This window comes from Priestia sp. HNGD-A6 (genome assembly GCF_045784335.1).
GTDB lineage: Bacteria > Bacillota > Bacilli > Bacillales > Bacillaceae_H > Priestia > Priestia zanthoxyli.
The window spans coordinates 2459800-2475305 of the sequence record NZ_CP138621.1 but is presented as its reverse complement, the minus strand read 5'-3'; the positions used below and the strand labels follow the sequence as shown (position 1 = coordinate 2475305).

The 15506-nt window shown below is 38.7% G+C and carries 15 protein-coding genes; 11 read left to right on the top strand and 4 right to left on the bottom strand.

From position 1 onward, the window contains the following. Positions 1-295: 295 nt before the first annotated feature. From SCI76_RS12495 to SCI76_RS12480, 4 genes are all read left to right on the top strand, one after another. Complete coding sequence (locus tag SCI76_RS12495) at positions 296-1360, top strand: lactonase family protein (RefSeq protein WP_033580820.1); 1065 nt, start codon at positions 296-298, stop codon at positions 1358-1360. Between the two features lie 273 nt (positions 1361-1633). Continuing rightward, complete coding sequence (locus SCI76_RS12490; RefSeq protein WP_328174665.1) at positions 1634-2650, top strand: nitronate monooxygenase; 1017 nt, start codon at positions 1634-1636, stop codon at positions 2648-2650. Positions 2651-2710: 60 nt separating this feature from the next. Next, a complete protein-coding gene (locus SCI76_RS12485) occupies positions 2711-3532 on the top strand; it encodes a MerR family transcriptional regulator (RefSeq protein ID WP_048021534.1) in 822 nt (273 codons plus the stop codon). Between the two features lie 67 nt (positions 3533-3599). Further along, the gene (locus SCI76_RS12480; protein WP_407545230.1) at positions 3600-4820 is read left to right on the top strand and encodes a multidrug effflux MFS transporter; all 1221 of its coding nucleotides are present in this window, start codon (positions 3600-3602) and stop codon (positions 4818-4820) included. Between the two features lie 41 nt (positions 4821-4861). Here SCI76_RS12480 and SCI76_RS12475 read toward each other — a convergent pair whose 3' ends face one another. After that, positions 4862-5659, bottom strand: coding sequence for a hypothetical protein (locus SCI76_RS12475; protein ID WP_221831841.1), 798 nt, complete (start codon positions 5657-5659; stop codon positions 4862-4864). Between the two features lie 214 nt (positions 5660-5873). On the opposite strand from SCI76_RS12475, the gene SCI76_RS12470 reads away from it, so the two are divergent. The 7 genes from SCI76_RS12470 (at position 5874) to SCI76_RS12440 (ending at position 12799) form a co-directional block, all read left to right on the top strand. Then, entirely contained in the window at positions 5874-6395 is a 522-nt protein-coding gene (locus tag SCI76_RS12470) for a M15 family metallopeptidase (protein ID WP_048021637.1), read from the top strand. A 476-nt stretch (positions 6396-6871) separates the two neighbouring features. Beyond that, entirely contained in the window at positions 6872-7600 is a 729-nt protein-coding gene (locus tag SCI76_RS12465) for an amino acid ABC transporter ATP-binding protein (RefSeq protein WP_028410185.1), read from the top strand. Between the two features lie 21 nt (positions 7601-7621). Then, complete coding sequence (locus tag SCI76_RS12460) at positions 7622-8437, top strand: transporter substrate-binding domain-containing protein (RefSeq protein ID WP_407545229.1); 816 nt, start codon at positions 7622-7624, stop codon at positions 8435-8437. A 74-nt stretch (positions 8438-8511) separates the two neighbouring features. Beyond that, positions 8512-9150 carry an amino acid ABC transporter permease gene (locus SCI76_RS12455; RefSeq protein ID WP_013055074.1) on the top strand — a complete coding sequence of 213 codons (639 nt, stop codon included), beginning with the start codon at positions 8512-8514 and terminating at the stop codon, positions 9148-9150. 14 nt (positions 9151-9164) lie between these two features. Continuing rightward, entirely contained in the window at positions 9165-9815 is a 651-nt protein-coding gene (locus SCI76_RS12450) for an amino acid ABC transporter permease (RefSeq protein ID WP_025752888.1), read from the top strand. Positions 9816-10038: 223 nt separating this feature from the next. Then, the gene (locus SCI76_RS12445; protein ID WP_013055076.1) at positions 10039-11394 is read left to right on the top strand and encodes an amino acid permease; all 1356 of its coding nucleotides are present in this window, start codon (positions 10039-10041) and stop codon (positions 11392-11394) included. 127 nt (positions 11395-11521) lie between these two features. After that, positions 11522-12799: a DUF445 domain-containing protein gene (locus tag SCI76_RS12440; protein WP_048021634.1), complete on the top strand. Its 1278-nt coding sequence runs from the start codon at positions 11522-11524 to the stop codon at positions 12797-12799. Between the two features lie 37 nt (positions 12800-12836). Here SCI76_RS12440 and SCI76_RS12435 read toward each other — a convergent pair whose 3' ends face one another. The 3 genes from SCI76_RS12435 to SCI76_RS12425 all read right to left on the bottom strand — a co-directional run bounded on the left by SCI76_RS12435 (position 12837) and on the right by SCI76_RS12425 (position 15504). Continuing rightward, positions 12837-13376, bottom strand: coding sequence for a PepSY domain-containing protein (locus SCI76_RS12435; RefSeq protein ID WP_048021632.1), 540 nt, complete (start codon positions 13374-13376; stop codon positions 12837-12839). 133 nt (positions 13377-13509) lie between these two features. Then, a complete protein-coding gene (locus SCI76_RS12430) occupies positions 13510-14085 on the bottom strand; it encodes a PepSY domain-containing protein (protein WP_048021630.1) in 576 nt (191 codons plus the stop codon). A 72-nt stretch (positions 14086-14157) separates the two neighbouring features. After that, on the bottom strand, positions 14158-15504 hold the full coding sequence (locus SCI76_RS12425; protein WP_407545228.1) for an ATP-binding protein: 1347 nt from the start codon (positions 15502-15504) through the stop codon (positions 14158-14160). Positions 15505-15506 lie beyond the last annotated feature (2 nt).

Sequence of the window (15506 nt, the reverse complement as noted above, 5' to 3'; positions counted from 1 at the left end):
AGTTGAGCAGCGGTTATAGCGATGAAAGTCGACTATTCATCAGTCGATTCTTCTTTATTTGAAAATCTAAGAAATACAGGAACCGTCTGCTATTGGGCGATATAAAATCATCCTTAATCATAACGCCCAATAGTAGGAAAATGCAAGATGCAGGCTTAAAAAGGAAGGGTTTGACGCTAGGCATGTAGGGAAAACTGATAAATGAACGTTGAATTGGAGCATTCTCTATAACAAATGCGGTATGATATAGTAAAATAAATGAAACAAAACAATTCTTTAGGAGGGGTATAGGAAAATGAGTGAACATGGAAAATTTATTGGATTTGCAGGTACATATACAAAAGCAGGCAGTGAAGGTGTCTATACATTTACGTTAGATACAAAGGCTAAAAAAATTGTAGAAGTAAAAGCCGTGGCTAAAATTGAAAATCCTACATACTTAAATGCGAGCAAAGACAATGAACATCTTTATACAGTTATTAAAGAAGGAGAAAAAGGCGGCGTAGCTGCTTTTAAGATTGATCCAAACACAGGGCAATTGAAATTTGTAAACAAACAGCTGCTAGACGGCGCGCCTCCTTGCTACGTTTCAGTGAATGAAGATAATACGCTTGTTTTATCTGCTAACTTTCATAAAGGGAGCGTTGAGACGTATTCTGTTAATGAAGAAACAGGAGAAATTGAATATGTAGCATCCGTAGTGGAACATCCTCATTCAGACCTTAAAAAAGGACAACAAGGAAAACCACACGTACACTATGCCGATTTTACTCCTGGAGAAAAGCACGTGGCGGTTGTAGACCTAGGTATTGATGAAATTGTGACATATGAAGTGGAAGAGAATAAATTGAAGGAAGTCAACAGCCTTTCTACATCTGTTGGTTCGGGTCCTAGACATTTAACGTTCCATCCAAATGGCCGCTATGCGTATGCAATGACAGAATTCAGCTCCGAAGTTTTATTTTTAACGTATGACGAAAGCACAGGAAGCTTTACTCAACAACAAGCTACTTTAGCAATTCCGGCTGATTTTACAGAAAATAATCAAGGGAGTGCGATCCACATTTCTTCAGACGGCCGCTTTGTCTATGCAGGAAACCGCGGACATAACTCGATTGCAACATTCAAAGTAGACCAGGATTCTGGACAGTTAACATTCGTAGAATGGACAGGCACTGAAGGCGACTGGCCGCGCGATTTTGTTTTAGATCCAACGGAACAATTTATTGTGGCGTCTAATCAAGAGACAGGAAACTTGGTGCTGTTTGAAAGAGACCAAGAAAATGGAAAGCTAACGCTTCTTCAATCTAACGTTACGGTTCCAGAAGCTGTATGCGTAAAGTTCCTCCACTATAAGTAATCGATGTAGAAAGCCAGACCTGATCCAAAAACAATCAGGTCTGGCTTTCTAAACCTAAGCGGCTGTCACTCCCCTTTCGGGGTTAGTGCCATCCGCATAGGTGAACCTTTGAGGGAATAGTCAGGTAGTGCGCATTCCTAAGCGTCATTTATGATCCCAATTTTTGAAATGAGCATAATCTATATATGGAAGAAAAGCCCTTTTGGAGGGCTTTTTTTTTCTGGTTTTGTAGTAGAATGAAGAGAGAACGCATGAAGGGCTGAGGTGATAAGTGTGGAAAATATATGTGAGTATCCAATTGTACAAGCTCCTATGGCAGGAGGAGTTTCGACGCCTAAACTAGCTGCAGCTGTATCTAATAGCGGAGGGCTAGGGTTTTTAGCCGCAGGATATAAAAGTGCGCGTGAATTGGAGCAGGAAATTATAGAGATGCACTCACTTACGAAAAAACCTTTTGGAGTAAATCTGTTTGTTCCGACAAATGAAAAAGTAGCAGTTGATGCACTTGATTGTTATCAAAAAGAATTGTCAAAAGCCGCTGGATATTTGGAGTGTCAAGTTGGCATACCAAAGAATGATGATGATGAATGGAGTGCCAAGCTCGACATCATTCAAAAACATCGAGTACCTGCTGTGAGCTTTACATTTGGGTGCCCGGATCGAGAGATTGTAGCAAGCTTAAAGGGAATTGGAAGTCATATTTTCGTTACGATTACAACACCTCAAGAAGCCGAAGTGGCTTTGAGAGCAGGAGCAGATGCGCTGTGCTTGCAAGGAATTGAAGCCGGCGGCCATCGGTCTACTTTTTTAGAGAGTTCGGTGGACTTTTCGCTTATAAATTTGCTAAAAGAAGTCCGTCTAATCACTAAAAAGCCATTAATTGCTGCGGGAGGCTTGATGACGGGGTCTGACATTAAACGCGTGTTACAGGAAGGTGCTTCTGCTGCGCAGTTAGGTACGGCTTTTATTTGTTGTCCAGAAAGCGGAGCGAGTGCTCTTCATAAAGAAAGCATTCTTCAAAAGCGTTTTAATGAAACAGGTGTTACAAGAGCTTTTACAGGGAAACGTGCTAGAGGATTTGTGAATGCTTTTTTTATTTCCTATGATAAATCAGCACCATCCGCTTATCCTCATATTCATTACATGACAAAGCCTATTCGAACAAAAGCTACACAAATGAATAATCCAGAGTACACTTCTTTGTGGGCAGGAACTGGATTTACGCTGGCAAAAGAACTGCCTGCACATCTTATTGTGGAAGAGCTTGTACAAGAACTAAATGAACGATGAGAATTACGGTGTTGCTTGCTTTAAGTGCAAGCAGCTTTACATAAAGAAGGTGAACTTATAGTGCAAAACAAATTTACGATTGGGCAAATGGCCAGACTGCACGATATTCCAATTAAAACACTTCGCTATTATGATGAAATTGGCCTGTTCGAGCCTTATGAAGTTGATCCGCAAACTGGATATCGTTATTATACGTTAGAACAATTTAAGAAATTAGATATCATTGTCTATTTAAAGCTGATGGGGGTTCCGTTAAAAGAAATTAAAAGAAAAATGGAGCACAGCAGCTTGGACGAATTTATTGAAACCTTAGCGGAATATCAGAAGGTAACAAAAGAAAAAATTCGTCACCTTCAAAGAGTGAATGCGCAGTTAATAACTCGAATGAAGGAATTAGAACAGACGAGACATATTAACCAAATAGGAGCCCCGTTCATCAAACACCTTCCTTCTCGTGAAGTTGTGCAAGTAAAAGCAGAGGTAGGTACGTTAGACGGAACTGAAAGTGTTCTGCGTGATTTAAAAAAGAAAATCAGTCATATTACCCCGATTATGATTGGGAAAGTAGGGTTTATACTATCTGTAGAAAACACAAAAAAACAACAATTTACAGATTACGATGGCATTTTTTTATTGGTCGAAAGCGATGTTTCTTTTAAGCATGAACTCGTTACGTTAATACCTGAAGGCGATTACGCATCTATTTATATGAGAGAAAAGAGAGATACCACAGGAGTCTATTACGATACGTTACTGAACTTTATTAAAGCCGAAGGATACAAAGCAGAAGGGCCTTTTTTAATTCGGCGAATTGTAGATTCATTTATTTCTCATCATGAAGAAGAGCGGCTGACGGAAATTCAAATTCGAATTACGTCTTGACTATCCAGTTGCTGGAGGGTTTAAGATGAGACTATTGTAAAACTGCTGAAGGGAGAGACAACAATAGATGAATCAGCAAAGTATTTCCCAAGGAATGTCTTTAAGCCGAGGAAATCGCATTTTATTTATTTTAATTTTGGGTTCACTAAGCGCATTTGGACCGTTATCAATCGATATGTATTTGCCAGCGCTGCCGACTCTTGCTAAAGAACTGCATACGTCAGCTTCTTTAGCCCAGGTCAGTCTGACAGCTTGCTTATTAGGCTTGGCATTTGGGCAAGTGGTAATGGGGCCATTCAGTGATATCCGGGGAAGGAAAAAGCCGCTTGTAGCAGCATTAATCACCTATGCAGTTGCCTCTGTGTTATGCGTGTTTGCGCCTTCTATTTGGATTTTTATCGTTTTACGATTTATTCAAGGTATGGCGGGAGCAGCAGGAATGGTTATTTCAAGAGCAAGCGTGCGAGACTTGTTTTCAGGTTCGGATTTAACAAAGTTTTTCTCCATGCTCATGCTCGTAAATGGTTTAGCTCCCATTTTGGCTCCGGTTGCCGGCGGACAGCTGCTGACGGTTATGTCGTGGCGCGGAGTATTTGGTGTGTTAGCCGTAATTGGTGCACTAATGTTTTTTGCCGTTTTATTTGGCTTGAAAGAAACGCTGCCGGCTGAACGCCGTAAAGAAGGTGGATTAACAGAAGTACTGCGTACATTTAGCGTATTGCTAAAAGATAGTGTCTTCGTGGGATATGCACTGGCGCAAGGTTTTATTATGAGTGCTATGTTTGCTTATATTTCAGGCTCTACATTTGTCCTTCAAGACATTTACGGGCTGTCTCCGCAGATGTTCAGCTTTGTTTTTGCTATTAACGGTTTTGGTCTCATTATAGCTACTCAAGTGACAGGACGTTTAGCTGGTAAAGTAAAAGAAGCCACTCTTCTCATGTATGGATTGCTTCAAGCAGCCGTTGGAAGCGTGCTTTTAGTGGCTGTAATTGCTACTCACACGTCCGTTATTTTGGTCTGCATCTTGCTTTTCTTTGTTGTATCAAGCGTAGGAATTGTGAACACCACCGTTTTTTCACTTGCTATGCAAAATCAAGCTTCCAATGCGGGAAGTGCTTCAGCGCTTCTTGGATTGCTGCCGTTCTTGCTCGGAGCAGCCGTAGCTCCTCTTGTGGGACTTGGAGGAGGGCAAAATGCTCTGCCGATGGGCATTGTGATTATGGTCTGTGATTTATTAGCATTAGGTGTATACATGGCATTAGTGAAACGGAAAAATGAATCATAAAAAAGCTACTTGGCTCTCAACAGCCAAGTAGCTTTTTTTAGTTATTGAACTTTGTGCTCGTTCTTTTCAAACGGCATTGTGACACCGAGTTTTTGAATTTCTTTTTTTGCATTTTCTAAAATGGTTTCGGCCTTAGCTTTTGTTTCAGCATCTAAACCATTTAGAAAATCTTTCTTTTTAGCAGGAAGATCTACGCCAAGTTCTTTTAATTTGGCTTCAGCTTGTTCCTTAGTCAGGGTGCCGTCGCGAAGCTGATCCATAATAGCTTTGGCTTTTTTCTTAGTGGCTGCATCTAGATTGCTAAAAGGACCACCTTTATGTTCAGGGAAGTCTACGCCAAGTTCTTTTAATTTGGCTTCAGCTTGTTCCTTAGTCAGGGTGCCGTCGCGAAGCTGATCCATAATAGCTTTGGCTTTTTTCTTAGTGGCTGCATCTAGATTGCTAAAAGGACCGCCTTTATGTTCAGGAAAGTCTACGCCAAGTTCTTTTAATTTGGCTTCAGCTTGTTCCTTAGTCAGGGTACCGTCGCGAAGCTGATCCATAATAGCTTTCGCTTTTGCCTTTGTACCAGCATCTAAATTGCTAAAGGGGCCTTCTTTATGATGCTGAGGTAAGCTTACGCCGAGTTTCTGTAATTTTTCCTGTGCTTTTTTCATAATATCATCAACTTTTTGTTGTGTTGCATCACTCGTAGTTGTTGTATTGCCATTTGTTCGCTCTACAACCGTTGAAGAGCTTGTTTCATCTTTGCTTGCTGCAAATGCCGTGGAGTTTGCAGCGGCCATAACTCCTAGTGTTAAACCGCTTGCCATGATATAACCGAATAGTTTCTTTTTCATGCTGTTGTCACTCCTTAAAAGTTATAGGGGTGTGGTACAGAGCTGTCCACAATTGTTAATGTAACCACCAATAGTGAAAAAATGGTGAAAATAGATAAAAAACGAAAAAATATAGACGTTTGTTGAACACTACAGCTCTTTTATTGGATAACAAAATGAAATTCGATATGATTTTATCTAAGTAACAGCAAAAAAGAATGGAGACTTTATATAGATGAACGTTCTTAAAAAATTGGCAATAGCTTTGATAGTTGTGATAGCGGTAAGCCTGTTATTTTTGTTTCGCGATGAGTTAAAGCCAGGTCCAACGTTAAAAGATTTTTCAGGAGCAGCTGAGTTGCATCCTGTCGTAGAAGAAAAGAAAAATAAACTTGTTCAACAAGCAAACGACCAAGGAATCTCGATTGTCATTACGGAAGGTTTCCGTTCAAAAGAAGAACAAGATAAGCTTTATGCAAAAGGCAGGACGGAAGAAGGCAACATTGTTACCTATTCAAAGGGCGGCCAGTCTTATCATAACTATGGACTAGCTATTGATTTTGCTATTGGGTTAAAAGACGGACAAGTTATTTGGGACATGAAATATGACGGTAATAACAATAATCGGTCTGATTGGATGGAGGTTGTAGATATCGCAAAAAGTTTAGGGTTTGAATGGGGAGGAGATTGGCAAGGTTTTAAAGACTATCCGCATTTTCAAATGAGTCCGGAAAATATAAAAGGCCACACACGCTAATAAAGCGTGTGTTTTTTAGAGAAATAATATAATTTTACTATATTTATGTCAGAACCTCTAACATGAATGGAAGCTTGTATTTACTTTTTTTATTAATTTATTGCTAAGAGAATTATATATATTAATATAATAAAATGATAGACAGATAATTAGAAAAAGGGCTGATTAGAGAGAACTGCCCTAGAAAAATGAAAGACAATTCGTATAAAGATATGCGTTAACTAATATAATCTATTGATTAAGCTGATACAAGTACCTTCAGCCTAGCGAACGTATGCTTACATATCGGCAAATGCCAACAAAACCTTTTATTTTTCTAGCATATTTTATTTGAAGATAGTTCATTTTGATTACAAAAAAGAGATAATTTGTCAACTGTTGACTTTGCTTTAAGGGTAAGAATATAATTTTTAACATATTTTAAATATTTTAAAAATTTAAATATTTATCATTGTTCGTAGATTAGGAGGAGGAAAATGATTGTTTTTGACGGAGTGAACAAATATTACGGTGATTTTCACGTATTAAAAGATATCAATTTAACGATTAAAAAAGGTGAAGTTGTCGTCGTAATTGGACCTTCGGGTTCGGGTAAAAGCACGATGCTGCGATGCATAAATTATTTAGAAACAATATCTAACGGACAATTGACGGTAAATAATATATTGGTTGCAGATAAAAAAACAAATATTAACAAACTGCGCCGCAATATAGGTATGGTTTTTCAGCATTTTTATTTATATCCGCACAAAACGGTTTTAGAAAATATCACCTTAGCGCCTATGAAAGTACTGGGACAGTCGTCAGAAGAAGCTAAGAAAACAGCTCTATACTATTTGGATAAAGTAGGAATCGGTGAAAAAGCCAACGCCTACCCATCCCAGCTTTCAGGTGGCCAGCAGCAGCGTGTAGCCATTGCGAGGGGACTTGCGATGAAACCAGAGATTATGCTTTTTGATGAGCCTACCTCTGCTCTTGATCCAGAAATGATTGGAGAAGTGCTGGATGTCATGAAAACATTGGCTAAAGAAGGAATGACGATGGTAGTTGTAACTCATGAAATGGGGTTTGCTAAAGAAGTAGCAGACCGCATTGTATTTATGGATCAAGGAAAAATCTTAGAAGAGGCAACTCCGGCTGAGTTTTATGAAAACCCGCAAGAAGAAAGGGCACGTTTATTTCTTAGCCGTATTTTAAATCATTAATTGTTTAATAGGGGGAGTAATATGAAGAAATCAAAAACGTTTTTAAAGGCAGCCGTGCTTTCATTAGCAGCGGCTATGATGTTAGCGGCTTGTGGAGGAAAAAGTGAAGAAACGAGTGGATCATCAGCTAAAAAAGATGCGCTCATTGAAATTAAAGACAGAGGGAAAATTATCATTGGAGTTAAAAATGATACGCGCTTATTTGGCTTAAAGAATCCAAAGACGGGTGAAGTAGAAGGTTTTGATGTTGATATTTCTAAGCAGCTGGCTAAAGAGATTTTAGGAGATGAAAACAAGGTAGAATTTAAAGAAGTTACGTCCAAGACAAGGGTTCCTCTTCTTCAAAAAGGAGATATTGACGCTGTTGTTGCAACAATGACCATCACAGATGAGCGTAAAAAAGAAGTGGATTTTACGGATGTGTATTTTCAAGCTGGCCAGTCTCTTCTTGTGAAAAAAGGCAGTAAAATTAAAAGCGTTGATGATTTGAAGAAAGGTACTAAAGTGTTGGCTGTTAAAGGATCAACTTCAGCTATTAATATTCGCGAAAAAGCACCGGAGACAACGGTATTAGAGTTTGAAAACTATGCAGAAGCATTTACCGCTTTAAAATCTAAGCAAGGAGATGCTTTAACAACTGATGATGCTATTCTTTATGGAATGGCTGATGAAGATCCTTCTTATGAATTAGTAGGAAAGCCGTTCACAGAAGAGCCTTATGGCATTGCTGTGAAAAAAGGAAACAAAGAGCTTGTAGATGCATTAAACGATGCGCTTAAAAAGATGAAAGACTCTGGAAAATATGATGAAATTCACGACAAGTGGATCAAACAATAAGCGTACAGTTTTCTTTTCTCAGGATGAGCAGCATTATGCTCATCCTGCTTGTTTAGTTGAAAGGAGGAAGAAAATTGCTGGATTTTTCAATTCTGACGAACAATATGGATCTTTATTTAGAAGGTTTTAAGTACACCATTATCGCCAGTCTGATTGCTTTAGTGGCCAGTTTTGTACTTGGTACAATCATTGCGGTAATGCGAATAGCCCCTCTCAAAATAGTAAATGTAATTGGCACTGTCTACGTAGAGTTTATTCGAAATATTCCACTTGTGGTTATCGTCTTTTTTATTTTTATTGTGGCAGGAATCAGCGGTACAGCAGCCGGAGTGCTGGGATTAACTATTTATACGGCAGCTTTTATAGCCGAAGCCATACGAGCGGGAATTATGGCAGTTCCAAAAGGGCAGCTTGAAGCGGCGCGTTCATCCGGCCTTACGTACGGTCAGGCTATGCGATTCATTATATTGCCTCAAGCCATTAAAATTGTCATTCCTCCTCTTGGGAATCAATTTATTAATTTAGTGAAAAACTCATCCGTGTTAGGGATTGTTGCTGGTTTTGATTTAATGTATCAGGCAGATCTTGTTTCCTCTCAAACTTATGTAGTGTTTGATGTGTATATTTTTGTTGCTCTGTTTTATTTAGTTCTAACCATTCCGTTGAGTTTAGGAGTTGGTTATCTTGAGAAACGTCTTGGTAAAACAAGCTGAAAGGAGTGAAAGTGATGGATTTTATGGGTGCTTATTCTCCTGATCACCTTTCCTTCTTAATGGAAGGATTTTGGGTCACTTTAAAAGTGGCATTCATTTCGATTGTGTTAAGTTTTCTTATTGGAAGTATAGTAGGTATTTTAAGGTATGCCCGCATTCCAGTTCTGTCTCATGTACTCGCTTTTGTCGTAGAAATTATCCGGAATTTGCCGCTTCTTTTAATCATCTTTTTTACATACTTTGCTTTACCTGAAATCGGAATTGATATGGAAATTACGTCAGCAGCGATTGTGGCCCTCACTGTATTTGAATCTGCTATGATTTCAGAAATTATCCGAAGCGGATTAAAATCAATTGAAAAAGGACAAATTGAAGCGGCACGTTCATCAGGTTTAAACTATTACCAAACGCTTCGTTTTATTGTATTGCCACAAGCTTTGCGACGAATGGTACCTCCTTTAGTTAGTCAATTTATTTCCTTATTAAAAGATACGTCGCTTGCAGTAGTGATCGCACTTCCTGATTTGCTGCATAACGCTCAAATCATTTACGGACAGAAACAAAGTTACGTAGTCCCAATGTTTTTGATCATCGCGATGATGTATTTTATTGTAAACTATGCTTTATCCATCATTGCAAGAAGACTAGAAGTCAAAAGGGTGTAGATACTCTTTTGACTTTATTTTTGGAAAATAAATAACATTGACAATGTATTAATTCAACGCATAAAATGACTAAAGTAACAGTGGTAAAATCAGATCATTTTCATTCAACATAGAGAAGAAAAACAGTGTTGGTTCACCCCCTACTGAATATCCGGTAGGGGTTTTTGCGCAAGAAGTGATTTGGTTAAACTAACACGTAAAATGAACAGAAGGGACGGGCATCATGGAAAAACAAGATCAAAATTTAAAAAAAGGTCTGTTGCCTCGTCATGTGCAGCTCATTGCGCTTGCCGGTATGATTGGGACAGGTATTTTTAAAGGTAGTGCTGATACGCTAGGTATTGCAGGACCAAGTGTGGTACTGGCGTATTTATTTGGCGGTCTTATCTTATTTATTGTAATGACAGCATTGGCGGAGATGGCAATTGTCTATCCGAATATGAACGTACAAAATTTAGTGCATAAGGCATTCGGTACGCAAACCTCTTTTATTGTAGGGTGGCTGTATTGGGTGAACTGGATTGTCGTGACAGTTGTTGAACTGCTTGCGGGAGGAAGCTTTTTGAAGTTTTGGTTCCCTTCTGTACCTCTTTGGCTCTTAAGCTTTCTCTGTGCAGTGCTGATTGTAGGGATGAATTTATTTCAAGTTAAGTATTACGGAGAAATTGAGTTTTGGTTTGCCGGTATTAAAGTAATTGCTCTTACCGCTTTTATCATTTTGGGAGCTTTCATTTTATTCGGTGTGATTCCAAGTGATGTGCAAAACCCCTGGGCAAATTATACGGCTCATGGAGGCTTTTTCCCTCACGGCATGAGTGGTGTGCTGAGTGCCTTTTTAATTGTGATGTTCTCTTACGGCGGAGCTGAATTAATTGGTGTGGCCGTAACGGAAACAAAAGATGTGAAAAACGTGTTACCGAAAGTGATCAAAGGCACAGTATGGCGGGTGATTGGCTTTTATATTTTGCCTATTTTAATTATTTGCGGCCTTATGCCCTGGAATTCTGTATCAGGACAAGACAGTCCATTTGTGCAAGTGTTTAGTATCACCGGACTGCCGGGTGCGGCTCATATTATGAACTTCGTTTTATTAACGGCTGTTTTATCAGCAGCGAATTCAGGGATGTATGCAACTTCGCGTACGCTCTATGCTATGGCTCAAAGCGGAGAAGCATCAAAGCGCTTCTTGAAAGTTTCGAAAAACGGTATTCCGATTAATGGTTTGATGATTACGGCTGTTTGTATTTTAATGGGTGTGTTTTTAGCTTATAAAACACCGGATAATGTAATTAGTTATTTAATGACCATTCCCGGCTTCACGATTATTCTTATTTGGGTAAGTATTTGTTTAGCTCAATTAAAGCTGCGTAAAGGGTATAAAGAAAAGCCGTTTTTCGCATTAAAGTGGTTTCCTTATACAACGCTCTTTGCAACAGCAGCACTGCTTGTTATTTTTGTATCATTTATGTTTAACAAAAACAATGTGATTGGATCCAGTGTATGTGCGGTTATCTTGGTCGTACTCCTCATTTTTTCATTTATTAATAAAAGTCGAAAAGAAAAAAAGTTTGAAGTATAGCAAAAAGGCAATATACTAGAAAGACGAGGGTAAAAGCTTGTCTTTCTTTTTTTGCGAAAATTTCTGTATCACGTTACATATTTCTAGATGAAATGTTTAGTTAAATAAATAAAGGATGAGGACTACAATGGAATCAAATAATGTATTTACAACAAATCCAAAGAAGAAATCAAAGCACTTAGCCACGATTTCTTTGGCGATTATGGGAGTGGGCTTCGTTGCCACCATGCCTTTTGGTGATTCAATTTGGGGTCGGTTGCTTCAAGGTGGGTTCGAAGCTGGATTAGTCGGCGGATTAGCGGATTGGTTTGCCGTTACGGCTCTTTTTCGTCACCCTTTAGGCATTCCTATTCCACACACTGCGCTGCTTCCTAAAAACAGACAGCGTATTACAAGAGGGCTAGTCTCAACCCTTGAAAACGACTGGCTGTCAAAAGAAAGTATTCAAGAAAAAGTAAAAAGAATTGCGTTTACACAGCGTTTGCTTCCGATTGTTCGAAAAGGTGTTCATTCGGAAACGATTCAACAAAAAGGAACCGCACTGCTTGTTGATGCGATTAATCGTGTGGATACAGAGAAAGTCGTTCCTATTATTGAAAAAGAGCTCAAATCATCGCTTTCAGCAATAGAGTTAAAGCCTATTGTGCATTCGATTGTTGGAGAAGTGGTGAAAAATCAGTATGATGAAAAAGCGCTTGATGTTCTTTTAAATAAAGGGGAGAGCTGGATTAAAAAAGAAGAAACGCAGTATCAGCTCGGAAGTATTGCTAAAAATGCGCTTGATAATATTGAGCTTGATGGTATTTTACAATTTGCTCTCAAATCATTTCAAAGCATGATTAATGAAGAGAAGCTAGGGTCTATTTTGCAAAATTTATTGCTTTCTATTACAGGGCGTCTTCGTAACGAAGAGGATGAATACCGCCTTGCTTTGGTAAACGGAATTAGAAAAGAGCTGCAAGGCTTGGAGCACAATGAAGAGCTTCTTGAGAAATTAGAAGCATGGAAACAAAAAACGATTAATGAATTAAATGTAACGAATAAATTAACAGAAATCGTCGATAAAATGAAAGCGAAAGTGGCGGCATTTATTGAAAGCCCTGAATTTATGAAAAGCTACGCCGTTCCTTACGTAGAGAGCTGGCTGGATGCTCTTGAAGGGGATGCACAGCGTCAAGAAGCAATTGATACGGCTATTCAAAAGCAAATCATGAGTTTTGTAGACGAGAATCATTCAAAAATTGGGCAGCTTGTTCAAGAAAACTTAGATAAATTAGATGATGAAACGCTTGTGGATATGATGGAAAACAATGTCGGAAAAGATTTGCAGTGGATTCGAGTGAACGGAGCTCTATGTGGATTCTTGATTGGTATTGTGTTAACGGTTATTAAATTAGCGGTATAAAAAAGAAGCACGCTCCTTTTGGAGCGTGCTTTTTCTATTAATCATCTATTTCTACACTGATTACGTCGCCGTTTTTGGCATCTACTGAAACAGTTGCTTCACGTTTATCGGCTGTGTCAATTTCGATTTCATATACTAAACGGTTGTTTTCTTGGTCTAAATCCGTTTCGTTAACGGTTCCTTTAGCACTCTTTAAAGCTGTTTTTATCGCTTGATCTAATGAAATAGCAGGGGAAGCGTTTTGGAGATTCTCTTCTTTCTTATCTTCATCGTCTTTTTGGTCTTCATCAAATTCAATGATTTTACCACTGCTGCTGTCAATATCTACATCGTATTCTTTATTACCTTTTGTGATATCTACTTCATATTGTTTAACGCCGTCATCTACGGCTAATTGGATATTTGTAATGTCACCGCCGTCTGTTTTTTGAAGAGCAATGTCTTTTGCCTTTGCTTCTTCAATCGTTTTGGTTTGCTTCTTGTCATTGCTTTTGGACTGATCCGTCATGGCATATGCACTTGCACCTAATCCACCGACTAATACTGCACTGGCTAAAACGGTTGTAATAACTTTCATATATTACGGCCTCCTTGATTTGTTGTTAAGACTATCTTAGCCCATGAACTTTAAAGGAAAAGAAGAAGAAGTTTAAAATTTTCTTAGAAATAAATAAAGGTGTATAAAAAAAGCACAGCTTTCCGCTGTACTTTTAGTCGTCGTCATTTTCGTAGGTGATGGAATCTACATGCCCAGAGTAAGCGTTTATCATTACTTTAGCTTCTCTTGTTTTAGACTGATCAATTTCGACTTCGTAGAAGGTTTGGCCTTCTTCCTCTTCTATTTCAACTGAGGAAAACGTTCCTTTTACTTTTTGTAAAGCAATATCTCTTGCTTGTTCCATTGAAATGAGAGGCTCGTCGGATGTAGGAGAAACGGGTGGCTGCTCGCTCTTTTTTTGTTCTTTTTCTGTATTATTTTTAGTTTGAGTAGACGTTTGTTTCTCTACTTTTTGTTTGATTAATGACTGGACTTCTCCATTTTCTCCATTTACTGTGATGTGGTATGGAATATCATCTTTAAGCAAAGTAATTAGATAAATCGGTTCATCATCTTTTTGAGAAAAGCTTGCATTTTCAATTGTGCCGCCATATTTCTGCTGAATCATACGGCTGATTTCAGACTCGGATAAAATGGTATCAGATCGATTCATTGCTTTTGCTATTCCGTAAAAGCAAGCTGAACCAACGGCAAGAAAAATAAGTATAAAAAGCACCGTTTTCTTCATACATTCACCTCCAGTATTATGAAAAATAGTATAGCAGGCAATTCTTAAAAATCTCTAAGAAACGGTGAGAAATCAAAGAGGAAAGCAAACCGTTACGGATGTCCCTTTTCCTTCATCGCTGCTAATCTCAATACGTCCGCTATGGGCTTCTACAATCTTTCGAGCAATGGATAATCCAAGCCCTGAACCACCGGTTTCTCGATTTCTTGCTTTATCTACGCGAAAAAAGCGTTCGTACACGTTTGATAAGTCTTCTTTTGGGATACCAATTCCTTGATCTGTGACCGTAATCATAAAGCTTTCGCTTCTTGCTATAGTTACTTCTACTGCTTTTTCACTATATTTAATGGCATTATCTAAGAGGATGTACAGCAGCTGCTTTAAGCGTTTTTCATCCGCTGTTACGACGGGATGATCCGTTTTTATATTTAAATAAATGGTTCGTTCAAAAGCTTGTTCTAGATGCTTGATTGTTTGGTTACAGACGGCCGCCGCATCTACGTGTTCCATGTGAAGCTCCCGCTGCGACTCATCTTTCGCAAGCACCAGCATTTGAGATGTAAGCTGTTTCATGCGTAAAGACTCAGAGTGAATGGCTTCGATGGCTTCTTCTAAAATATCTGGACGCTTCATCCCCCATCGTTTTAGCATATTGGCATAGCTTTCTACAACGGTCAGCGGTGTTTTTAATTCATGAGAAGCATCGGATACGAACTGCTCTTGCTTTTTATAGTTTTCCTCTAATAAATCCATCATATTATTGAAGGTATTGGCCATTTGATCTAACTCATCTTTAGAAGAAGAAGAGAGGTCAATTTTTTTAAATGTGCGAGACACTTGAATTTCTTCCATAGTATGAATAAGAGATTTGATAGGCCGCAAAATAATTTTACTTAAAAGCCGTCCGGCAAATATGGTCGGAATTAATATAACAAGAGAGGCAATGAGCAAGATAAATTTTAATGTCTGCAGAGATTGTTCCACATCTGCCAGCTGTTCTGTGACTTCCAAAGAAACAACTTCGCCGTCCGTCCAAATGACGGGAGTATGCGAAATTGCGTATAGGTGGCCGTCGTCTTCTTTGATGGTTGTTTGTTCATTTGAATAATAAGAATAAGGTAAGTCCTGAAGTTCTTTGGTTTGATCAGTAACCGATACAACTAAAGGACTCCCTGATTTAGGCAAAATGCGAATCATCCCGTTAGGAGGCAAATAGGCACGAAGCAAATTGGCTTGTTTAACTGTCGCACTCGTTTGTTTTAGCCCATTTGTTACGTTGCTTGTTTCTGCTTGCAAACGTTCAATTGCGTTGTCTTCCATGGTTTTCTTGAAAATGAAGTAAATCGAACTGTTTGCAATTACTAAGAGAATAAAAAGCAGGGCAGTTGATGTAAGGATAATCTTTGTTTGCAGTTTCATAA